The sequence below is a fragment of the Paraburkholderia sp. PGU19 genome (genome assembly GCF_013426915.1).
In the GTDB taxonomy this organism is placed as follows: domain Bacteria; phylum Pseudomonadota; class Gammaproteobacteria; order Burkholderiales; family Burkholderiaceae; genus Paraburkholderia.
This window is the reverse complement of the sequence record NZ_AP023179.1, coordinates 591,777-613,526: the sequence shown is the minus strand read 5'-3', so window position 1 is coordinate 613,526 and position 21,750 is coordinate 591,777. Positions and strand designations below refer to the sequence as shown.

At 56.7% G+C, this 21,750-nt stretch carries 24 protein-coding genes; 10 read left to right on the top strand and 14 right to left on the bottom strand.

Translation table 11 applies throughout. The annotated features are described in order from the left end of the window. Nucleotides 1–100 precede the first annotated feature (100 nt). From H1204_RS02795 to H1204_RS02780, 4 genes are all read right to left on the bottom strand, one after another. Nucleotides 101–2,125 (bottom strand): hypothetical protein, encoded by a 2,025-nt coding sequence (locus H1204_RS02795; RefSeq protein WP_180729727.1) that lies wholly within the window; start codon nucleotides 2,123–2,125, stop codon nucleotides 101–103. After that, on the bottom strand, nucleotides 2,115–2,612 hold the full coding sequence (locus H1204_RS02790; RefSeq protein WP_180729726.1) for a hypothetical protein: 498 nt from the start codon (nucleotides 2,610–2,612) through the stop codon (nucleotides 2,115–2,117). Before H1204_RS02790 ends, H1204_RS02795 begins: the two co-directional genes overlap by 11 nt. Further along, the gene (locus H1204_RS02785) at nucleotides 2,605–3,333 is read right to left on the bottom strand and encodes a hypothetical protein (protein WP_180729725.1); all 729 of its coding nucleotides are present in this window, start codon (nucleotides 3,331–3,333) and stop codon (nucleotides 2,605–2,607) included. Before H1204_RS02785 ends, H1204_RS02790 begins: the two co-directional genes overlap by 8 nt. 530 nt (nucleotides 3,334–3,863) lie before the next feature. Next, complete coding sequence (locus tag H1204_RS02780; protein WP_180729724.1) at nucleotides 3,864–4,328, bottom strand: hypothetical protein; 465 nt, start codon at nucleotides 4,326–4,328, stop codon at nucleotides 3,864–3,866. 280 nt (nucleotides 4,329–4,608) lie between these two features. On the opposite strand from H1204_RS02780, the gene H1204_RS02775 reads away from it, so the two are divergent. Both H1204_RS02775 and H1204_RS02770 read left to right on the top strand, forming a co-directional pair. Beyond that, a complete protein-coding gene (locus H1204_RS02775) occupies nucleotides 4,609–4,920 on the top strand; it encodes a hypothetical protein (RefSeq protein WP_180729723.1) in 312 nt (103 codons plus the stop codon). A 53-nt stretch (nucleotides 4,921–4,973) separates the two neighbouring features. Next, nucleotides 4,974–5,225, top strand: coding sequence for a hypothetical protein (locus tag H1204_RS02770; RefSeq protein WP_180729722.1), 252 nt, complete (start codon nucleotides 4,974–4,976; stop codon nucleotides 5,223–5,225). A gap of 69 nt (nucleotides 5,226–5,294) precedes the next feature. Here the strand turns inward: H1204_RS02770 and H1204_RS02765 are convergent, their stop codons facing one another. Then, on the bottom strand, nucleotides 5,295–6,296 hold the full coding sequence (locus H1204_RS02765; RefSeq protein ID WP_180729721.1) for an H-NS family nucleoid-associated regulatory protein: 1,002 nt from the start codon (nucleotides 6,294–6,296) through the stop codon (nucleotides 5,295–5,297). 175 nt (nucleotides 6,297–6,471) lie between these two features. On the opposite strand from H1204_RS02765, the gene H1204_RS02760 reads away from it, so the two are divergent. Further along, the gene (locus H1204_RS02760) at nucleotides 6,472–6,843 is read left to right on the top strand and encodes an H-NS family nucleoid-associated regulatory protein (RefSeq protein WP_180729720.1); all 372 of its coding nucleotides are present in this window, start codon (nucleotides 6,472–6,474) and stop codon (nucleotides 6,841–6,843) included. Here H1204_RS02760 and H1204_RS02755 read toward each other — a convergent pair. Beyond that, nucleotides 6,824–7,459, bottom strand: coding sequence for a hypothetical protein (locus H1204_RS02755; protein ID WP_180729719.1), 636 nt, complete (start codon nucleotides 7,457–7,459; stop codon nucleotides 6,824–6,826). The two genes, H1204_RS02760 and H1204_RS02755, sit on opposite strands and share 20 nt — an antisense overlap. Nucleotides 7,460–7,679: 220 nt before the next feature. Here H1204_RS02755 and H1204_RS02750 point away from each other — a divergent pair, with 220 nt between their 5' ends. Together H1204_RS02750 and H1204_RS02745 are read left to right on the top strand one after the other, a co-directional pair. Beyond that, nucleotides 7,680–8,243, top strand: coding sequence for a hypothetical protein (locus H1204_RS02750; protein WP_180729718.1), 564 nt, complete (start codon nucleotides 7,680–7,682; stop codon nucleotides 8,241–8,243). A gap of 695 nt (nucleotides 8,244–8,938) precedes the next feature. After that, nucleotides 8,939–10,984, top strand: a complete 2,046-nt coding sequence (locus H1204_RS02745; protein ID WP_180729717.1) for a phospholipase D-like domain-containing protein — start codon at nucleotides 8,939–8,941, stop codon at nucleotides 10,982–10,984. Between the two features lie 68 nt (nucleotides 10,985–11,052). Here the strand turns inward: H1204_RS02745 and H1204_RS02740 are convergent, their stop codons facing one another. Further along, complete coding sequence (locus H1204_RS02740) at nucleotides 11,053–12,015, bottom strand: SOS response-associated peptidase family protein (RefSeq protein WP_180729716.1); 963 nt, start codon at nucleotides 12,013–12,015, stop codon at nucleotides 11,053–11,055. Nucleotides 12,016–12,068: 53 nt separating this feature from the next. Next, entirely contained in the window at nucleotides 12,069–12,767 is a 699-nt protein-coding gene (gene imuA, locus H1204_RS02735) for a translesion DNA synthesis-associated protein ImuA (RefSeq protein ID WP_180729715.1), read from the bottom strand. A gap of 118 nt (nucleotides 12,768–12,885) precedes the next feature. Here imuA and H1204_RS02730 point away from each other — a divergent pair, with 118 nt between their 5' ends. The 3 genes from H1204_RS02730 to H1204_RS02720 are packed head-to-tail and all read left to right on the top strand — an operon-like array spanning nucleotide 12,886 to nucleotide 13,727. After that, nucleotides 12,886–13,131, top strand: a complete 246-nt coding sequence (locus H1204_RS02730) for a hypothetical protein (protein WP_180729714.1) — start codon at nucleotides 12,886–12,888, stop codon at nucleotides 13,129–13,131. Nucleotides 13,132–13,152: 21 nt separating this feature from the next. After that, nucleotides 13,153–13,509, top strand: a complete 357-nt coding sequence (locus tag H1204_RS02725) for a hypothetical protein (RefSeq protein ID WP_180729713.1) — start codon at nucleotides 13,153–13,155, stop codon at nucleotides 13,507–13,509. Beyond that, nucleotides 13,509–13,727: a hypothetical protein gene (locus H1204_RS02720; RefSeq protein WP_180729712.1), complete on the top strand. Its 219-nt coding sequence runs from the start codon at nucleotides 13,509–13,511 to the stop codon at nucleotides 13,725–13,727. The genes H1204_RS02725 and H1204_RS02720 overlap by 1 nt, the downstream gene beginning before the upstream one ends. 609 nt (nucleotides 13,728–14,336) lie before the next feature. Here H1204_RS02720 and H1204_RS02715 read toward each other — a convergent pair. After that, entirely contained in the window at nucleotides 14,337–15,644 is a 1,308-nt protein-coding gene (locus H1204_RS02715; protein WP_180729711.1) for an NAD(P)/FAD-dependent oxidoreductase, read from the bottom strand. A gap of 15 nt (nucleotides 15,645–15,659) precedes the next feature. Continuing rightward, nucleotides 15,660–15,854: a hypothetical protein gene (locus tag H1204_RS02710; RefSeq protein WP_180729710.1), complete on the bottom strand. Its 195-nt coding sequence runs from the start codon at nucleotides 15,852–15,854 to the stop codon at nucleotides 15,660–15,662. Between the two features lie 143 nt (nucleotides 15,855–15,997). Here H1204_RS02710 and H1204_RS02705 point away from each other — a divergent pair, with 143 nt between their 5' ends. Next, on the top strand, nucleotides 15,998–16,909 hold the full coding sequence (locus tag H1204_RS02705) for a LysR substrate-binding domain-containing protein (protein WP_180729709.1): 912 nt from the start codon (nucleotides 15,998–16,000) through the stop codon (nucleotides 16,907–16,909). A gap of 237 nt (nucleotides 16,910–17,146) precedes the next feature. Here H1204_RS02705 and H1204_RS02700 read toward each other — a convergent pair whose 3' ends face one another. Both H1204_RS02700 and H1204_RS02695 read right to left on the bottom strand, forming a co-directional pair. Beyond that, a complete protein-coding gene (locus tag H1204_RS02700; RefSeq protein WP_180729708.1) occupies nucleotides 17,147–18,214 on the bottom strand; it encodes an HNH endonuclease in 1,068 nt (355 codons plus the stop codon). Beyond that, nucleotides 18,211–18,603 carry an HIT family protein gene (locus tag H1204_RS02695; RefSeq protein ID WP_180729707.1) on the bottom strand — a complete coding sequence of 131 codons (393 nt, stop codon included), beginning with the start codon at nucleotides 18,601–18,603 and terminating at the stop codon, nucleotides 18,211–18,213. The genes H1204_RS02700 and H1204_RS02695 overlap by 4 nt, the downstream gene beginning before the upstream one ends. A gap of 191 nt (nucleotides 18,604–18,794) precedes the next feature. On the opposite strand from H1204_RS02695, the gene H1204_RS02690 reads away from it, so the two are divergent. Beyond that, on the top strand, nucleotides 18,795–19,724 hold the full coding sequence (locus H1204_RS02690) for an NUDIX hydrolase (protein WP_198001214.1): 930 nt from the start codon (nucleotides 18,795–18,797) through the stop codon (nucleotides 19,722–19,724). 660 nt (nucleotides 19,725–20,384) lie between these two features. Here the strand turns inward: H1204_RS02690 and H1204_RS02680 are convergent. Then, nucleotides 20,385–20,666: a helix-turn-helix transcriptional regulator gene (locus H1204_RS02680; protein ID WP_180729706.1), complete on the bottom strand. Its 282-nt coding sequence runs from the start codon at nucleotides 20,664–20,666 to the stop codon at nucleotides 20,385–20,387. 230 nt (nucleotides 20,667–20,896) lie between these two features. After that, nucleotides 20,897–21,655, bottom strand: a complete 759-nt coding sequence (locus tag H1204_RS02675; protein WP_180729705.1) for an IclR family transcriptional regulator — start codon at nucleotides 21,653–21,655, stop codon at nucleotides 20,897–20,899. Nucleotides 21,656–21,750: the final 95 nt, after the last annotated feature.

Here is a 21,750-nt window from a genome sequence, read left to right as displayed (position 1 = left end):
TAGCAGACGCACGGCGCTGGTTGCTGCGACAACGATTAACGGGGTTGGCTTTGCAGCACCCCCAACGCACGCAAACCAAGGGCTGCGGCTCGAAATCCCGCTAGTCGATGCGCGAAAGGACTCGCGCCTCAAACCGGATAGTGTTCACTGCGAGCCCAGATACCATCTCTTTTAACTTCTCCCATTTTTCGCTGGTTGCGAATATAACCTGCTGTTTCGCGACTCCGCTTTCACTTGTCCGCGACAGCAGTTGCGCAAAGCTCATCTCCTTCGCTTCCTGCTGACGCGGCTCGTCAAAAATCAGAAAACCTAGATGGTTCGTAGCGTAGCCCCGCGAGAGTTCCAAAATGCCTTCGAGATATGCCCAGATAATCCTAATATTGTCGCTTGCGGAAAGGTCAAATCCCAGGTTGAAGCCGTCCCGAGTCGGACGATAATTGTCGTGCGATATGGAAATCGACTCTGCAGGGATACTCTTGAAACCATACGTGACCAGTTGTTCTCTGACGAAAGTCTGAAGGGCACTCAGTTTCTGCTCGTCCAACGTACTAAGCTCCTTGGAAGGAAGCGCTTTTCGTCGAACTTCAAGGTCTCGCCACTCCGCGGCGAGACTTTCAAACTCGGCCAACTCATCGATAAAGTCCTGCCCGGCTCTCTTTAGCGTTGCGATTGCAGTCTCCAACTCGAGCTCCCTTCTGATACGGCTTGCCGCTGGTGCGCCGCTGGCCCCCACCAAGGTCTGTTTAAGTAACCTTATTTTGCCTTGCAGTTCACCAAGCCGGGCACGCAATGAGTCGAGATTTTGGCTTTTCAAACCGATTTGAATGCTCCCCGCCTCCTGCAATCGCTTAAAAGTGGCGAGCTGGGCGCGAATAAATTCGATATTTTCAGACAACGGCATTATTTGTGGCTCGTCATTCTGAGAGAGCAGGGTATCTGCCAGATGCTGATGGCACGTCGGACAAGTGTCTCGGTTCAATTCCCACTCTGCAATCGAGCCGAACTTACGCAACTTTTCTGCGTCTTGATTGCGGCGCAAGTCCTCCTCGAGCGAACTAATGCGGGAGATGAGTGCGCGTTGCTGGGCAGATTCGAGGTCTAGCGCTTCAAGAGCTGTAGTGGCCGCAAAGTCGACTTCCGCCAGTTCCGATTCAGATACGTTCAGTTCTGTCCGAGCAAGCGTTGCAATTTCATCGTTAGTAGGCGTCTCGGTCTGTCGCAACGAATCGAGAGCGAATTCAGTGTCCGATTTAGCGGAATTCCACGGTTTCCATACTCCGTCTCGAGCAACCTCGAAGGATGGCTCTGGGGTGGGAGGCCAGTCGGGGACCGGGTCTCGTGGAACATCCTTTATTCTTCCATGGGTGCTCGCAATTACGGCTTTAAGACCCGAGATTGCGTTCTTCCATTGACTGCGAAGCGACGCATCTCTCTCTGCCACCGCTTGGCGTTCCGCCTGAATGGAAGCCGCATCAAGTTTTAGTACGAATTCGATGGCTCGCTTGGACAACTCCCGGATTCCTAGGTAGGTGGGCAAATTCGCTTGGATGCCCGACCAACCGTGTTTCTGTTCAACCAGGAAAAGCGGGAAGATGCCCTCCATATACAAAGGGCACTCTCCTCCGGAGCTTCTAGGCACTGATGGAAGTGTCCAGCCAAGGAAGCTCGCCAGTTTCGAATGAAAGCCTGCCTCATGAGTGACTGCACCTGGGTCTCGCAAGAAATAGTCGCGACTTTGCAATGCCGCGGCGCCGTCCTCCGATAATGAGCCCTCCCACACGGTCACCAGGCGAAAGTCCCGGTTTCCCTTTACACTTCGCCGTATCGTTAGCGCCTCACCGCGAGTGTTGCTGACTTCCAGCCAAACATCCGAGGTCAACACGAGGTGCTCTCCGTCCGCATCTTCCAAAAACGTGGTCATCGCAGGTGGAAGCGGAATCACTGCCTTGGGCCCGAGCATACGCTCAAGGCCTAACGCGTAAATGATTGACTGGATGCAGGTAGATTTGCCCATACTGTTCTCAGCATGCAGTATGTTAAGGCCACTATGAAAGCGAAGCTTTGCTCCATAACGGCCTTCAGGCGTCAGCACGTCGAGATGAAGCCTTTCGAATTTAATTGTCATGGGACGCAAGGCTCTTGAACAAGTGGTCTATGGCAGGTTCGGTGAGATGCGGAATCAATTCAGAAAGTAACTCCCTTTCTTGGACCAAACACTCAGTAGATTCCGTGAGCTCTTTCGCTATGCGCAAGCCTTTTTCCGAAAGCTTTACGGACTTCTTGCCGGATATTTCGACTAATCCTTCCGCAACGGCGAAATCAACGGCTCGGTTCAGGGTGGGGTCAATGCGGGGCAGCGGTGCCGTTGAAAGTTCGTCGGAGTTGAGGGAAGCAATTAGCTGTTTGCTAACGTCGCGGTCTTTGAGGGCCCAAGTCGCGAAATGTAGCTTTCGCAGCGATGCGCTTTTCCCCCGTGACGTGTGAAGCACGAGGAGAATTGTTGCAATGCGCCAGACTGGACGTAGGTCGGCCGGCAACGGAGCAGGCCTGTCAGTGAAGCTCCAGCGCCGACCGAGCTGCTCCAACCGGTCCAGTGAATGTGCGTCATTCATTTTGAAAGTCCATCGGGCATCGCAGAAGCCAGTCGGCGATGGCTTCGTCTGTGAGGGCGGAAACGGTTTCGTCGTCCAGGCCGGGCAACTGGTTTCTCAACGCGCCGCCAAAATTTAGCATTACTTCGCGGAGACTAGCCTTTGCAGAGCCTTCATGCAACGCTGAATGTAGAGCTAGCTTCCTCTCTTGGCTTCTTTTGGCTGCGTCCGCTCCAGCGTGAATGTCCGGATACTTTGTGCGTAGGGTATCAAGGACGTTCTGGCCTCGAAGGTACATTTGAAGAAAACCTTCAAACAGTTGGGTCGCTTGCTCCTGTTTGCCGGCCGTTAATGTAGTGACCTTCCGGTCCAAATGACGTAGCCAGTCGTCATGCTTAACCGAGAACTCGGCAACGGATGCCGCGTGAGGGTCGGTGACTGGAACCGAAAGGCTTCCAACACCCGCTCTCGCCAGGATTTGAACTTCGACGGCGAAATCGTCGAGCGTCATAATATTGGCCGTGCACCCGGGTTCAACGAAAGGCAAGTTTTTCGAACAAATCCCCTGAATTTTTGTCGAAGCGTGGGTTAACAGAGCCTTATCCTCCCAGCGGGGCACAACTAGAGCCCAATTGCGAATTTTTGTGGGTTGCAGGAGTTTTTCTAAGACAGCTCTGTTCTTTTCCAGCTTGCCGAGGTCTTGGGTCACCTTCCGTTTTTGCTTTTCAGTCAGCTCGGTCACACTAAGCGGCTCAGTGGCCGCATAGCATTGGAACGCGTTTCCGTCACGGCAAAAGCCTTCTAGCCCGCAATCTCCGGCGACACGGTCCGGAATTTCAACGTAATCGCCAAACGGCACTCTCCGTCGTATCAGATTCCCGACGTAGTGCTGCCATTCGGTCGCTCCGCGTTTCCACTGTTCCCCTGGCATAGTTATTTTTCACATCCAGAATTGACGTAGCGATTCACGAGCCTTTCCGACAACGCAAGAACGCTCGTTTTTGTCATACTAGCGCATGACATCCTTTTCGGACAGTTAGGCGGACTCTGCGGTCAAGGGACAGTGCGCTAGTCGGGTGGGACTATGGCATCGTAATCAATGTATTTGTTCAGCTGCGCGTCTTTGAACGACTCCTACAGCCCTCGTGCCGGGCCGCCCCACCCGACGCAACAGTTGTGCTCTTGAAGCTGCTCAGCCAGTCCCTGCAAGTAGGACTGGCGGTTATGTCATTTGCATAAAACGCAAGTGCATCGATACCGTCGGCAAACCCTTTAGTTAGAAGCCGCTTTGGTCCTAACGGCGCTCGGTTCTCCAGTCTGCTTGAACATGTCGTCCATCAAGTCCTGGACGACGCCGTCGGCATTTGGAAACTGATGCAACACGGAGTTTTTCCAGTGCCCCGACGCGATAAGGCCGCCGCTTGGCGCCTTGTAAAAGCGGATATCCATCGAACGCAGGTACATGACGATGTCCCAGAACCAGCTGTCGGTGTAAGTGACGTTCATGTCGGCTTTGTCGCACGCGGGGGCAACCGACACCGACACGCCGTGGTTTTCCAGGTTGCGTTGGATTGCTGCGTCCATGTCCGCCGACTTGCCGCCGTGCGCGGTAAAGCACGCTGTCGTCATCGGCGAGCCTTTCGCCTGCGGACCCGCGGTGACATTCTGAGTAGTTGAACATCCAGAAAGAATGGCGAGCGCCAACACAGCGGCGACAGCGGAGACCAGAGTGCGCATTTTATTTTCCTGTTTGAATGCAAAGACGGCGCTCTGAATATCGGCAGCTACGTCGCGAACTTGAGCGAACTGGAGGCCTGTCCCTGGGCGTGGGGTTCTTGGAGTTCAACTACCACGCGGCGCAGCTGCAGGTCCTGACGAGGTACTGCGCGCGGTGCGCCGCCCCTAGTAATGCCGCGTTACCAATCTCGCACCGCCGTTTCACATGTGTCCGACATCGCTCCTTACACTCCGAGCCGTAGTCACTGACATTGCACCCAACGTGCGAGGAGTAGCGAAGATGAACAAGAAGATTCTTGGCGCAGCGCTCGGTCTGGCAGTACTGGCAGCATCAACTGCAGCATCGGCACACGTCGACGTCGCCATCGGATTGGGCATCCCCGGAGCCGTGTATGCGCCGGCAGAGCCCGTGTACGCACCGCCATCTCCCGCCATGTATGCTCCCGCACCCGTCGCCGTCGCGTACGGCCGTGACGACGACTGGCGAGCTCGCGAATGGCGCGAACGTCGCGAGTGGGGTGAACGTGAATGGCGCCGCCAGGAATGGCGTGAACATGAGTGGCGCGAGCGCGGTCGCTGGGGTGGTTATTGAAACGACACCGAACGACACATCGTCCAGAGCGTACTACGCACGAGTAACCAGGAATGAAAGCTAGTCAACTGAGAATTGCGTTAGCGGCTGTCACGCTGGCCTTGGCAACAATCGGAACGGCGAACGCCGCAGGCTGCCTCAAAGGCGCGGTGGTAGGCGGGGTCGCTGGGCACTACGCGGGGCACCACGCTGTCGTTGGTGCGGTCGGTGGCTGCGTGGTCGGCAGGCACCTCGCGAAGGAGCACGCGCAACAGCAAGCTCAGCAGCAGGCCGTGCAGCGCCACGCGGCAGCACAGGCGCAATAGGACGTCCTCTGCTTGGTGTACCCGGTGGAACCAGAGAATTGCTGTCCACCGGGCATCCGACAACTACGTTTAGGTCGTTATCTCGGCGCCAGACTCGACTGCGGCCACCGGCGCGGGCGCGGCCACGCTCTGGCGCAGCGCTTTTTTCGCCAGCGCCTTCTTAGCCGGGACCCTCGCGCTCACGGCCTTCTGCGCAACCACCTTCTTCACCGCAACCTTCTTCGTCGGTGCGGCCTTTGTCGCTGCGACCTTCTTGACGACGGCTTTCTTGGCAACTGTTTTTTTGGTCGAAGGCTTCGTCTCGTTCGAAGCACTCACGTCGGCCGCCACGCCGGCGCCATCAATCAAAAACTTCGAACGGTCCTTCACCGATGCCAACCACTCCGGAGCACGCCCGCGCCCACTCCAGGTCGCACCACTCTTGGGGTCACGGTAAAGGGCCGGCTGCGGACCTTTTCGCTGGCCTTTGCCACCAGTCGCACCGCTCGACTTCGACGCCCCCTTCTTTGCCGCAGCCTTCGCCTTGCTCACCGCACTTGCGGTTGCCGCAACAGTCGCTTCCGCACCACCTGCAATCAAAAATTTACTGCGGTCTTTGACGTCCTTAAGCCATGCCGGCGGCCGTGCGTGACCGCTCCACGTTTCGCCAGTCTTGCGATTGATGTATTTGGGTGGCAGTTTGCCCTTCGCAGCCGCCTTGCCAGGCGTTTTGGCTGAAACATTCGGTTTGCTCGCAGTTGCGCCGGTCGCATCAACGAGGAACTTGGTCCGGTCCTTGGCGTTGGCAATCCACACCGGCGCACGACCATGTCCCGTCCACGTCGCCCCTGTCTTCGGGTCCCGGTATTTCGCTACCGAACTTGCTGCTTTGGCCGCGGCCTTAACGCCCGGCTTGCGACCACGCTTCTTGCCACCATCCGCATACGCATCGATGTCCGCGGTCGTGAAGCCGTGCTTTTCCATAATGGCGCGGATTTTTGCGATAACGGCGGACGAGTCTTTCTTCGCGATTGCTTCGGCTTGCACCTGGAGCTTTGCGATTTTCGCCTGCAGGCTTTCTAAGGTAGCCATTTTCTTTCTCCCCGTTTGATTGCAATCGCCGCACTATGCCATAAAACAACAACGATATGCGAATGAGCGGCGAGTCGTATATGTTGCCGACAGCCCAGTGGTAACCTGAGGGCACAGCGCTTGCGGAAGCGTGGGGACGCGCCAGATTGCGCACTTTAGTTAATAGAGGAACGTAATGGACGAGCGAAAGCGCGACAGCATAGTTGCCTACTTGCGCCGCAGAATGAATGAGGTGGGCATCGAACTCGACGACTTGGCGACCGCAATCGCTGAAGACGAGATTCGACGAGAATCTGCCCGCTACCGCAGCGCAACGGGAGAAATTTGGAGCGGCGAAGGGGAAATGCCGCAGTGGCTTGTGCATGCAGTAAGTGCTGGGCAGTCAGTCGAACACTTCGCGGTCGACGCCCCTTCGCGCATAACAGCTGCGGGCCATTCGAATGTCGATTGGAGCGAGGACCCGTTTGCAGGCAGCCGGCTGGCAATGACGCACCCATCGCATAGCGGCGCGCGCAGAAGGCAAAGCCTTACCCGCCCTTGCTTTTGAAAAGACGTTCATGCATCCAACCGTCACTGGTTGCAACAAGAACGGCCTTGTCGCCTGGCGCATCGCTCAGGTCATGCTGCACGGAAGGATATGCGGCTTGAAGCGCAGGCTGCTTTGCCCAAGCGGGGACATCATCAACCTCATAGATGAAATTGACCTGCGAAATCTTGGTACCAAACATGTCGGCGGGTTGTGTAAAGTTTTCGACTTCCTTCACTTTGTATTTGCCACCGCAAAATGCGTCCCAATTACCCATGTTGCCGGCGGCCCCCTTAACAAGATACTTTTTGCCTTCGTCTGTGAGCGAGTATTGGACGCCAGCGACCATCTTGTTCCCGAAGGGCGCCTTCACCTCCGTATCCTTCGCCGAGAGCAAACCAGCACTCACCAAAGCGGCGGCTTTCTCCGGTTCATTGATGAAATTCATCCCGCCGCTCTTTTGAAGCGTGAAGGGAATTTCCTTCGCCGGCACCATCACACAAACGCCGCTTTTCGTATTGAAATAATCCTGGATAGCAGACTGGAAGTTGCTCTTGTTTGCATCCTGCTTGCTACCACAACCAGACAGACCGAACAGCGTGACAGCAGATATGGCGATGACTTTGGCCTTTTTCATTTTTCTTGAGTGTTATACGTTCTGTTTGAGTAAAGATTCACCGCGACCCCTAGCGGTGAGTTGCAATTATGTCGCCGTTCTCGCCGGTCCTCAACCACGAATCCGGTTGCGGCCCGGCTACCGCAAATTTCTGTACCACAGACCGGCGCGAGAGCTAAAGTTTTTGCGTTCTGTGCCGTTAAGCCCCTAGTCATTTTTTTATAACGATAACGAGGGCCACGTGAACATCAGTTTCCGATTGTCGGTAGTGACAGCAGCGTTGACGTTGACGGCGTGTGCCGAAACCGGCGCCGCTCTGCAAAGTTTGAACAATGGCTTGGCACAAGTGAATCAAGCCATGGCTCCTTCAGGAGGCGGTACTCCATCAGTTTTTGGCCCCTCACTTTCAGTAGAGCAGCAAGGACAGATGCGGGATGCGATTGGCGCATCCTTGGCATCAAGAGACGCTGGACTGCGTAACATGGTCAGTTCTGCACAGCCGGTTCTCGTGGCAGTGATGTCGAAGTCTGCTTGCTATCACGAGTGGAACGCATCGCGCGTCCTAAGCATGTATACGTCGGCCCAGCTTGGCAACGGTTATATCCCGGCCCCTTATACGTCAATGAGATACGCACCGAAGAACCGCTGCTTGAGCGTCCTAAGGACGGACTCCTGGACTCAGAAGTCGCTGAATGCGTTCACTTTCCGCGCTGTCTACTTCAGCCCGGAGAGCGGTGAGAGCCAAGGACTTACTTATGAATTTATCAGAGCGGATGGCGCCTGGCTTCTCAATGCTGTCCTGTAAGTAACCCGCTTTGCTTGGTCTCTGAGCAATGACGACGTCCGACAATTCGAGCGAGAACTCACATCTCGCTCGATATACCAACGCGAGTTTTAAGTAGGCGACTGCAATCAGGCCGACACGGAAACACCAGCGGCCTCGATTGGCAGTTCCAGTCTTGTTCACTCGGCAGTCTTGTTATTAGGCCGCGATAACGACAATCGGGTGAGACAGCTTTAGTGTCTTGAGCCGCCCTTCCTTTGGAAGTACTCTAACTACCAAATTTCGGGAATGGCACACCAGCCTGTGGAGAAGCGTCTCTGTTACGCGCGCGGTTGCGGTGAACTCAAGAGCGACGACCTACGGACGTCGCACATCGTTGAGCATGGGCTCGCCCGGCAAGAAACTGGTACAAGTTCACTCTGCGCAACATGAAACCGAACGGACGTGAAGCCGTTTTCCCTTCATACATCTTCGCGTGCGCGTCGACTTCACGTTGAATGGGCTCCGTGTGTTCACGACTGTTCTTGAAAGCGCGGCTTCTGCTCGCGCCGGTGCCGAATTTCTAGCACAAGCATTCTCAATTGCGTCGTCGATGGTCCCCCCAATGAGCGAAGTTGCCCACCGTCGTGCACATTTAGTTGACTCAGGCAACATTCTCTCATCTTGAAAACTAAAAGAAAGTTTGCTTAACTTCCCGCAAATCCTGGGAGAATGCCATGGCGACCAACAAAAAACCGGCGCATGTAGGCAACACTTCGATAATTGCCCCCACAGCGGTCGCCTGGTCGAACAACGACGTCATTCTGGTTGCTTGGAGCTACCCAGGCCCCATCCCTGATTGCATCGGCTTTACGGTTCAACGCAAAGAGTCATCGCAGCCCGACTCCAAGTTTGCCGCGCTCCCGTCCTATGTCGGTTGGTCTGGCGGCAAAAACGACGAGCGAAAGCCAAAGACCACTGATGAATGGCCGCTGCAGCGATTCAACTGGAAGGACCTGGTCGCAGAACCTGGCGTGAAGTACGTCTATCGCATCGTGCCGCTTCACGGTCCGTCCGACAAGCCACAACCGATGGATGCAAGGTATTGGCTTACTACACCCGAGGTTGCGCGCTCCGACACACAGGCGGGAACGGTGCGAGCAACGTTCAATCGCGGAATCCTTGCTACGCAAGCCCTGGCACGCAAGATTCACAAACCAGGCGGCAAAGCTTTGAGTTCCTCCGAAGTTCAGGAATTCGTTAAGGAGAATATCGCGGCACTCGGCGCGGCAGAAAGACAGCGACTTACCGGTCAATTGCTGGACACGCTGCTTGCCTTCACCGCCCGCGCGAAAAGGAGCGGTCGAATTGTAGGCGCGCTCTACGAGTTGACGGATGACGAACTCATCAAGGTGCTTGTCGATTTGCCGAAGAATCGCCTGGAACTCGTTCTGTCAAACGACAACGATTCGGTTCCCGATGGTAAGACCGCGTCAGGTAAGCCGAAGCGGAAAACTGTCTACGATGGCCTGAATCTGAAGGCGCGAGGAGATTTAGTAGCGAAGCATGGCGACAACATTGTTACCCGCTATATGCCGTCTACTGGCATCGCGCACAACAAATTCCTCGTGTACGTCGACGATAAGAACATCCCGCAGGCGGTACTCACAGGTAGCACAAACTGGACCCCCACCGGCCTCTGCACACAGAACAATAACGCTCTCGTGGTCGAGGACACCGCTGTTGCGACAAAGTACCTGGAGTACTGGGTTGCACTCAAAAGTGACAGCGTTGCGAATACGGTTCCGAAGTCACCCGCACCCCAGCATGGGCTGCAGGCTAAGGCGCTGCGGTCCGCCGGTGCAAGTTCAGGTGCGACGCTTAAAATCGCGGCGAGTCGTGCAACTGTTTGGTTCTCACCCAATACCAAGGCTCGAATAGACACGGGCACGTCCAAGGCACCGAAGATGCCTTCCGAGCCTGCAGACATGACCGCCATCGCACAGCTCATGGCGGCGGCAAATCAAGCCATCTTCTTTCTCGCGTTCCAGCCCGGCAGTGCGGAATCGGCGACCAGTATCACCTTCCTTGACCAGCTGGCCAAGGTTGCTATCGACAAGCCGAGCCTTCTGGTTCGAGGTGCCGTGAGCGACCGAGGCCTTGCCCAAAAGTTTAATCGCGCCATCTACGATGAAGCGGGCTGGCAAAATGCCGCGGCCGTTTCACCCGCCGGCTTTTCGACCGACTTCGGCTACTTCGAAACCGAGCTGGTGAAAACAGGGCACGCCATCATTCACGACAAAATCATCGTCATCGACCCCTTTGACGACGAAAATTGTCACGTCATCACGGGTAGCCACAACCTTGGCTACAAGGCCTCCTACAACAACGATGAAAACATGGTCATCGTCAGTGGCAACAAGGAACTGGCCATCGCTTACGCTGTTCACGTGTTGGACGTCTACGACCACTATAGATGGCGCTACAAGCTCGCGCAGCAGCGCGAGCAAGCGGCCAAGAAAGCCAAAGCCAAAGGGGAACCACCCCCGAAGTTTCCTAACCTCACCAAATTCAAACCGACGTGGACTGGGATTTTTCGCGACACTGACAAGTGGCAGACGCGGTACTTCCAGCAGGATTGGGAGAACTTCACCGAGCGGTTGTTCTGGGTTTCCGACGGTGAACCGCTGCCGCCGTTGCTGCCAAGAACCAACGACCAGGGAATGAAAGTCACACCCGAAGCCGTGAAAGAATCCCGCAAGGCGTCAAAACCGCGAGCCTAGAATTCCGGCGGTCTTGGCATTCGGTTGGCAATCAGCAGACTCGTTCGTGTAAGCACAGTCGCCCGATGTCACGCAGCAAGCCGGTGCTCGTAGTACGGGCGCACCTTGTCCTCAAGGATTGCATACTGGGTCGCCAAGTCTTCAGGATTCGGGTTGAGCCACGCCGCAACATTTTCTGGCTTTATGGAAACAATGCACCGGTCATGCCCCGCCTCGGCGACTTCTGCCGGAGGTTCGTCAGTAATAGCTGCGAAAGAATAGAGGTCTGGCTCGCCAGGCGCCGTCCATTTTGACCACAAGCAAGCTATAAGCATTCTGCTTCCATCACGCGGTGTGAACTGAAGGACGATGTTCTCGTCCTCCTCTCCTTCTGCCAGCACGCGCCCTTCCATTTTCGACTTCGCGACATTCTCGTAGAACGAATCGACAACCACGAGTCCGTGCGAACGCCCGAAAAGCGGTGCCCAAAATTTCGCGAGACTATCCAATCGCGCGTTGTACGTTCCTGGGAAGCGGACATCGTAATTTGCGGGCTTGCCCGCAATTCGACACTGGTATCTCATCGGACGCACGACAAGCTGCCCCGCCTCTTGAATCAGGACCGGCGCGTAATGCCCCGGGAAGATGCGTGAGTCCCTCGGTTCGCTCTCAACGCGCTTGATATCGTCGAGTCGGCGAAGCATCGCTTCGATTTTTTCGCCAGCGATGCGCTTACTCTCGGTTGCGGTTTTCGTTGGCTTTGTTTGCAGAGTTCGCTCTGCTGCTACCAGCCGCGCCCGTTGCTTGAACAGTTCTTCCTCTAGCGAGGTAGTCTGAGCCCCGTTGTACTCGTCGATGAGCCTTTTGATTTCACGCTCCTCATCCGACTGCGGCGAGGTAAACGAATCGTCCATCGCCTTGGGGATTTTGGCCTTCAGGTTGCCCTCCGCGCGCTCCCAGTACAGGCGTGCGAACTCGCGGATGTCCATGTGCGCGCCAAAAGTTTTCACATACCTTTTGTAGTCGGCTTCAATCTGCGCTGAGTAACACATAGGTCGCTCCGGTCAAGTTCCGTGACTCCGCTAGCCAGAAACCAGTCTACGCGTTATGCGTGTATGGGCTCAACCGTATCTGACATTGAGACTTCGAGAGGTCGGAGCGTCCGCCGCCTTGTTGACATCAACACAGGCGTTGGCTGCAGGGACACAGCAATCGGCTCGCTTGCTGCCGGTCCACGCCTCTTTATCACGTCAACAACGAGACCATCGGCCGACGGTCGCAGCGCCAGACGCAGTACTGCGGGAGACGCGTCCTGCACTGCAGCAAGCGGCCGCATCATTACGAACAGCGTCTCCGATGACTGTGCTGCGAGGTGCAGACGGCGCAGCGACGACGCCCGCACGTGTTGTGCCCAGAAAATCAGGGCACCGCACGTTCCGGCTCGGAGAATTTGCTCCGCCGACCACAAAGCATCGGCTGACGTGGCACCGCTTAACCGCATGACGCGCTCGAGTTCCAGCCCGATATACGACAGTCCGAGCGCGTTCGGCACCTGAGGTGGCTGCAGAAGCGCCACTGGCCGTGGTGTCAGCGCGACCAACGCTGGCAGCAACAGGCGCAGCTCCCCGACGCCCGACTGGCTGACGAGCAGGTCGATGAGCGCGCCCGTGGGCCATCCTCCGCCGGGTAGTTCACACGACAACACGGGGTACCCGGTTTCCACAACGCGGCCGTGGGCGCGTGCGAGTTGCGTCGCGCGCCATAACGACGGATGAATCTCATCGACCTTGGCATGCGTCCCCATAGTCACGTCACCCCGATACTGTATATTTATACAGTATCATATGCGAAGGCTGAGATTGAGACCAGAAATTCGACGGGAGCGGATTTTGGATGCAAAGGTACGCAGGAAGGACCATCCGATGCCCGAGATGGCCGCGTTCGTACAACTGCTTCGCGACGCGTTCGGCGACACAATTATCGACGAAGCCGTTCAGCGCGGTAAAGCTGGGGAGCCTGCCTTCTACGCGTGCGAAAATGGCAGGTCGGCGGGCACTGCCTCGCCATCAGCAAATGTCTGGCGGGTAGACGATGCGATTCGCGACCGTCACTTCTGCCGCGGTTGCGATGGCAGTTGCGTGGGTACTGATACCCGCTGCACCCGTTAGCCACAGATTGAGATGAACGTTATGAAGCCAGTTTTCGTCGGTGTATTCGCCTTGACGTTGCTAGCCAGCGCGCCAGTTTTTGCTGGCGCTCAGTACCGGGAGCTTTGGAATCCGCCGGAGGCACGCGCTGGTAACACTCACGTTCGAACAGCATACGCCTCGGCCACGCGGCACCGCATAGCTGCGCACAACTATCACCGCCACCATATTCACCGGCAAATCGTTGCGACCGCGACCGTGCCAAGAGCTTCATCTGTTGCCGCGACCATGAATCAGTCGAGCCGCCTGACGTTTGAAGACATCCCAAGGCAAATAACGCCGGAAGGCAATGTCCTGCGTGTCAACGGTGGGCACGTCGGCGCGGAGGTTGAACGCTAATGCAAACCGAGTTGTACAAGGGCTACGCCGTGTGGGGTCACGCAATTGCGCACCAGGAAAAGCTTCTTGAGCACGAACGCTACGCGGCAAGCGGCACGATTACGCGTGACAACAAACTTGTCGAGGCGTCTGGTGTACTCGATGTGTTTGATAGCGAACAGGAAGCTCAAGATGCAGGTCTATCGTGGGCTCGTGCATGGGTGGACAGCCACGGCTAGCCTTCATCGAAACACATCGAGCCTGCTACCGGAGAGTGATGCGACTCAGAGTCGACTTATTTGCAGGGTCATGCAACAAGTTTACGAACCACCTGTTTCAACCTGCCGAAAACTCGGCCGACTCCATTTGAAGATGCGAGCGACTCCGCGCACGCCATCGCTATGCCCTGGTTGCCACTATCACCCACGCCTGGAAACGTACTAGATACCTGCGAGCTTAATGATTGACTATCGACGCGAGCGAAAGCGAATCTCAGAGAACGTGACGCTTGCGCATAGGGCATTACACAGATTAAAGATTATATGATTACCGGAACGGTTGACCGCAAAAACAACACAGCACGAGCGGAGTTTTCACGTGCGGATACCCAATTTCCGTGTGTGGAGGTCAAGCAAAACGTGGGTGGAGGACAAGTTACGCGTGGGTGAAGGACAAGTCATGTCGATGAACTTCAACATAAAATTGCATCGCGAGAAGTTCGACAGCCACGGATAACGCGTTGCGTTAGGAGCGGCGCTGGGCAGAAGCAGATTCGAGAGAACGACCGAACAGCCGTCCGGGGTGGGTCCAGCGTCGAGAGTTCGACGCCGAACCGAAGCAGGTTCTGGTCAGTGCAGCTTGACCCGGGGCGTCAGCAAGCGGCCGAGGCCATGCGCAGCAATTGTAAAAACGGCTCGTCGCAGGCCGGAGACGGCGACCAGATGCTTCCGATAAAGGGCCGCATACATCAATTTTGCGACGAATCCCTCGACGAAGAACTTCCCGGTGCTGGTGATGCCTGCGATACTGCCCACCGCTGTCGGTGAACCTAAAGAAACGAGCGACCCATGGTCTTTGTAAGTGAATGCGCCGATGGGACGACCGTCAATTCGAGCGCAGAGCGCCTTGAACAGGAACATGGCCTGTTGGTGCGCTGCCTGAGCTCTCGGCGGAACGGGCGCCTCACCGGTCATCGCGCAACTCGCGCAGTCTCCGAGCGCGTAGACGTTCGAGTCCGATTCGCTCTGCAGCGAACTCGTGACCTTGACCTGGTTGATGTGATTGACCGCGAGACCGTCGAGCGATGCCAGGACGCTCGGCGCCCTTATGCCTGCTGCCCAAATCGTAATGTCCGCCGGAATCGACGCTCCGCCTTCAACCTCGACCCATTCGGGCTGGACGCGCGTCACTGTCGTCGACACTCGCACGGCAACACCCATCTCTTCGAGTGTTTCGCGCGTCGTTTCGGAAACACGTTCCTGAAGGGTCGGCAGCACTCGGCCGCCTCGTTCCAGAAGGGAGATGCGCATAGAGCCCCGCGGAGTATCCGAGAGAACCCGGAACTCCTTCAACGTGTGCTCCATGCGCCGGAGCTCGGCTGCAAGCTCGACCCCCGTTGCGCCGCCGCCGATGATGGCAATGTCGACCGCTTCATTTGCTTCGTTGGTGCTGTGTGCGCGTTTCTTCAGGCACACCTGTAGCAGACGCTTGCGAAGCCGCTCCGCCTGCTGAAGCGTATCGAGTGCGATGGCGTGTTCTTCCGCACCCGGCACGCCAAAGAAATGCGTACGGCTGCCGAGCGCGAGCACCAGCGTGTCGTACTCAAGATTCCGGGGAGGAAGCACCTCGGAATCGTTGCTTTCTGAATCGAACAGGGGCCCCACCTTCAAGCACCGGTTGTCGCGGTCAACGCCCGTCATCTCGCCGTGCACGAAGTTGAAGTGGTTCCAGTGTGAGTGAGCCGCATATGCAATTTCGTGCGCGTGCGTATCGAGGCTGCCAGTCGCCACTTCGTGCAGGAGCGGCTTCCATACGTGTACGGCACAGCGGTCGACCAGGGTCACTTGCGCTCGGCCAGACCTCCCCAAGCGGTTGCCAAGACGCGTGGCCAGTTCCAGGCCTCCAGCGCCTCCCCCTACGATTACGATGCGATGCATCTGCAACTCCCCATTTCAGTTGTAACCTAAGATGGCAACCGAGTTAGCGTCCGCACGCTCCGGGACATTGCCGGCAATGACGGCGACCGGACCTTCCAGCAGCTTCGAGTACGATGTGTTGACTGCCTCGTCCGCCACGCTCTTCGGGGCGAAACGGTTGTTCAGGAAGTCCTGGAAGGAGAAAGCGTCGTCGTCGATGAAGTGGCTCATGTTTCGCTTTGAGAACGTTCGGTTGAAAATATATTTGCGTCGCCATCGCAAACAACAACGCGATGCACGAACAATTCTCAAGTCGCCAATGAACGCTCGCAAACGAAATAATTACTCAACGTTGTGCGTAACGGGAAGGATGTGTGAGACGCAAAATACCTAGCATCGACGCGCTCATCGCGTTTGAGACTGCCGCCCGGCACCTGAGCTTCACTCGCACGGCCGAGGAGCTATCACTCACGCAAAGCGCCGTGGGCCGCCAGGTTGCGGGGCTCGAGGAGTACCTCGGCACGCCACTGTTCAATCGCTTCAAGCGACGAATCAGCCTGACCGAAGCTGGCGAAATCTACGCGAAACGAGTCCGCGAGAATCTGGAGCGGATGGAGCGCGACACCCTAGCTGCAATGGCGCATCGGAGCGCAGGCGGAATTATCGAACTGGCGGTAACGCCGACCTTTGCGACGCGTTGGCTTATTCCGCGTCTACCGGATTTCTACGCGACGCACGACGACATCGTCGTTAATCTGACAACGCGGGCGGAGCCGTTTCTCTTTAAGGACACGCCTTTCGATGCGGCCATACACTTCGGTGACCCGGTCTGGCCAGGCTCGGTAGCGAAATATCTTTTCGGAGAAGAAACCGTGGTCGTATGTAGTCCACGACTGCTTGCGGGCAAGGAGAAGCTCGCTCCTCGCGACGTGGCCAACTATACGTTGCTTCACCAGTCAGCACGTCCCGATGCCTGGCGACAGTGGCTTGCGCAAGCGGCCGTTCATGACGTGGACAGCATGAGAGGCCAGCGATACGAGTTGTTCTCGATGCTCGTCGTGGCGGCAAAGGCAGGGCTCGGAATCGCGCTGGTGCCAAAGTTCCTCGTAGGGCAAGAGCTTGAGGCCGAGGAGCTTGTGATGCCCTTCGACCTGGCATTGCCGAGCAGCAAGGGCTACTACTTCGTCTATCCCGAACGCAAACAAAACTCGCCAATGCTGCAGGCCTTTGAAGGCTGGCTGATGGAGACAGCGCAACGATACATCAGAGACAGTTCTGTTCAGTGAAGGTACCGTCTCAAATCCAAGTCGCATAACGTGCTTGTAGGCAGGCCCACTTTCATCGCTGAAGCCGTCGGCGAAATTCGACCTCACCATACACGCGTCTGGGCTTCATATCGTATAGGCCAGTGATAGCAACTTCGAGCAGCACGCGTGTCGCGCGTTGACGATTCAGCCCGCGCCTTTGCATGCGTTGAGTTGTGAGAGATTTTACGCGAACGTAACGAGTCAACTTTTTGCGCGTTAATTACCTGATAACAGGCTGACGTAGAGCGAATCGACATTCTCATAGGTTGTCGGGGACAACCATGCACGACCGCCAGTGTCGTTCGCGACCTTGTAACTCCACATCGCTACTCGCTGAACAATCTCTTTGTCACCTGAGACGCCGGCAAGCAGTCCGATTTCGGCGAGCTGCTGCTCTTTGAGTACAAGACGTTCGAGCCACCGCTCCAAGTGTGGTCTGGCCGCGAGCGTGTCAGACTTGCTGCGATTACAAGCCGGATGAGCCAGGACGAAATTGTGGGCCAAGTCCCTTGAGTAAAGCGAGAATGGGACGAAATGGTCGACGTCTGCGTCGCTGAGCCGCTCTCCGCAGTAGAAGCAACGCGAACCGTCCAGCTTGCGCAACTGAGTGCTGATAGTTTCGAGCGACTGTCGCGAAGACGAGAAAAGAAAATCCGCGAGGTCGTCAGCGTTCCCGAGAATCGGGTGATTACGGCGATTTGCCTTTATGTGCGCGACCCATCGGGTCCGTGCCATCTGCTCCACGAGGGTGTAGAAGCGGCGCAGGCAATAGCTGACGCCCGGCTTCAGCGTCACGGAGCCACTTGAGCGCCGCTCATACAGGAATGGGTCTGTGACTCCAGCAAAGTTTTGGAGGTACTTCAACGGTTGCGCGGACACTACGGATGCCACCTTCGACAACAGTGGCGCATAGCTCGGCAAGCCGGATGCTTGTAGCGCTGATGATGCTGAGGTAGTGGCTCTGAATTCTGAGATTGCATTCAGAATCGCGGCTTGGTCCCCCAGATTCTGAACCAAAACGCCGGGCTGGCTGCCCACACGACCAGTTCCATACGGAGTCGCATGTTGCCAGTAGAGAAAGACGAACCGCTCTGCAATTTGGCGCGTAGTCAGCGGGAGTTCCGCCCCGTCGTCGGCACCGTGCTCGACTGCCAATTCTGCGAATGAAATCAGAAGCGCGAATTTATACGTCGCAGTGAAGTCGCCCTCGGCGAACAATCGTTGAAGCTTCGCGAGAAAAGCTAGCTGCGCTTCCGGCGTTGGTGGAGGCGAGCTGAAACTCAATCTCGTTGGCTCCAGTAGTCGGCCTTTGCAGGTATTACCCACCGAATTCCGCCGCGTGGGTCTGCTACATCGCCTGTGAAACGAGGTATTAGATGAATGTGCAGATGAGGCACGGTTTGTCCGGCAGCCGGACCGTCGTTGATGCCAATGTTGAATCCGTCCGGCTGGAGGGACGCGAGTGCATGCGCCTTGGCGTGTTCCAGAAGGGTAAGGAGGTCATCACGCTCTTCGGCGCTCACGTCGAAGAACGAACGAACATGGCGCTTGGGGATGACAAGACTGTGTCCAGGTGAGATGGGAAACCCATCCAGAATCCACACGGCATGTTGATTTTGACCCACGATGCGGCCAGTCGGAATCTCGCAAAACGGACAGGTCTGTGACGACATTGAGGGCTTCTTCAAAGACTTGAGGGAGCGGCTTATTTTACCTACTTCACTGTCGCCGCGGATGGCGTTCCGCGTTGACCACCTGCCAAGCGACACGTCAAGAGCGATAATCCCGACCTCCGACGGATTTCTTATGGCCGGTTGGGTTTGTCATCAGCAGGAACAGGCTTACTCACTGAACAACAATATCTATGACCACGACTTACCACCCGCACCCTGACGAACATGGCAAGCCTGTAGTGCTCAAGAGCCCGAGCAAACCGACGACGCTGGAAACATGGTCGGATGCCAAAGCCATCGCGACCGTCACGCCCGGCGGCCCGATGCCTTGTGTGCTGAACGGCGCAGCTCTCAGTTCCTGGTCGGCGCCCAAGACGTCTGAGGGATGGGCGTCAGTTGCGGGACAACTGGAGTTCGATGAGCCTGCGTTCTCATGCCCAGCTGGCAAGAAAGAAGCGGCCGGTGTCGTCATTATTGAACCAGATGGTCGCGTCTGGGTGGTAGCACCGTCCAATGGCTATGCAGGTTACACGGCGACATTTCCCAAGGGACGAGTCGAGAAGGGGCTCCCGAGGCAGGCAAATGCCATCCGGGAAGCATACGAAGAAGCTGGCTTGAAAGTAGAAGTCACGGGATTTCTTGCGGACTCGTCCCGTTCCCTGACCTACACCCGCTACTACGTGGCGAGGCGCGTAGATGGAACGCCTGCCGATATGGGGTGGGAATCCCAGGCTGTGCATCTGGTGCCAGTCGAGAGGCTCGATGAGGTGCTGAATCATCCAAACGACACGAACCTGATTGAAGCTATCAAGGCGGCCGTACAGCGAGAGACGCCCATGAGCCGCGAGTACCACTGGGCCAATGATGCCTATTGGACGGAAGCGCTCGACCGCTATGTAAAGCTTCGGGAAAGCGGCGCGCGCGAACTCACCATCGACCTCGATAGGTTTGAAAATCTCATCTTCAACGGAGACGGCCCGGCGTATAAGGCAATGGATGCCATGGTCTCTGTTCGTGAACGCGAAGGCTACGAAGGCTTCAGGGGCGCACCGCGCATCGTGTGTGCATTGCTGGAGCTGCTTGCACATCCACGAGGAAGTCAACCAGAGCGCGGCGAATGATGACTGTACCTGAGCGTTTCCCGGACATGTTTGCTGATTGCCTGCGAAAAGGCGACGTGCGCGGGATGTGGCTTGAAACGGCGATGCAACTCAAGTTGTCGGTACTGCCTGAATGGATAGCGGGTTCGGCTCGTCATAGACCTGGACCTTGTCGAAGAACAAGCATTTCTGTTGCATCCCTTTGAGAACAATACGAGCGTGTCGCTATCACGGGCGCCCCTGGACGACTTCTTGGCCAGCATCGACCGGCCAGCAGACTGGCTCGGTTTGCCGGAACGTGCAACCTAAGCGGCCCATCAATGCAGGTACCTGCGATAACGACCGTAAAGAAGATGTGAACCAATGGCGGGAGAAAAGCGCGGGCAGCAGAACAGGCGGACTTGCACGAATCTCTTTGACGGAACTGTGCAGAGGGCAGCCAGGGAGTGCGCTGAGGTGTGGCGACTTCCAGCTATGTAGCCGCGTTTGTAGCTCAAGCGCCCAGTCTGACAGCAGAAAAGGTCCTCGCCCGCGAATTCCTCGTCCTGGTTGCCATAAGCCCGACGCTCGGAAGTGAACTGCGGGGTCGAACAAGTTGCTGGGCTTTTTCCTGGTCCGCTACGCCGGGCGCGTCTGCCGGGCGATGGAGTGCCACCTCTTGCCGTCCTCTTGCAGGGGAGGCTAGATGGCCGGTGCTCCCGGTGCCTGCCCGGTACACAGCCAGTAGGCGTCGACCTCAAGAAAGGCGGCAATCCGCGTGAATACGTTTAACGGCGGAACCGTGATACCACGGCGCCAGAACTGCACGTCATGCATGGCCACATTGAGCAGCCTGGCGACGCAAGCGGTACTGATACCGGCCCGTTTCAGGGCGGTGTCGAGGCGTGCGGCAAGGGCGCGTCTGCGTCTGCTGTCCTCACCGCTACGCTCCAGATGCTGGATGGCTTGAGCGCGTCGGTTCATCTCGCTTGAATTCTCTCTCAGGTATTTTGATGGTCGTTGCCAGCTGGGAGCCCGACAAGGCCTATGATTTTCGTCCTGTATTTGCCGAATCACCATAGCCGCAACAGTTTGTTACGCCTTCGTCGCTCCACGCAGCGCACGCGGTACACAGCTGGCTTCGCTCGACACAGTCAGAATAATCTGACTGGACGTGCCCTCAGTAGTCGACACCTCGTTCGAATGTCTGATGTTCAAGGCGCATGCTGTCCAAGCAGTCGCGATAGGTTGCCAGTCGCCTGCTTAAGCAGCTCAGCGAAATAAGCAACCCGCTGCTCGTTGACGCGGACGCTGGGACCAAAAATACAAAGCGAACCCGCTACCTGATTCGCGCCATTGAAGAATGGCGCCGCTACGGCGACTGCACCCTCAATCAGTTCGTGTTGACTCGTGCCGAATCCCTTCGCGCGAATGTCCTCGAAGTCACTCATTAGCACCGACACGTCCTGGTCCGGGTCAACAAGGTAGCGCCGCAGTTCGTCTGGCGTGAGGCGCATCTGCGAAAGAATGGTGCGCCCACTCGCCCCGCGCACAAGCTTCTCGCGATAGCCGACGCCACGTCGGAAGCTGAGTGGCTGATTACTCTCCAGTTCGGCGACGCAAAGTCGATACGTGTCGTCGGGCACGAACAGCGCAACGGTCTCCGACGTGGCCTCCCAAAGAGTTCGAAGCACCGGTCGAGCGAGTTCCGCGATTCGGTTGTCACTAAGCCAAACGTGAGCGAGCTGTGCAACCGACCTGCCCAGCTGGAACCGCTGCGGTTCACCCGACGAGGAAAGAAAGCCCGCTTGCTCCAGCGTATTAAGCAACCGGTACAGAGTTGGACGGCTGAGATTCACTCGAGTGAGTAACTCAGCAACGGTCAGCGATTTGTCCCCAGCCTTGAACGCCAAAAGTATCTCCAACGCCCGCTCGACCGCGCGAACGCTCTCGTGCGCCTTCTTTTCTTCCATTTTTCCTTATCCCATTGGGCGATGCCGTCTGCGCCATTGTAGAGAAATCCCCTATCTCCCCCTGCTTGAAGTTTACGTCGCCTGTCCGTAGAATG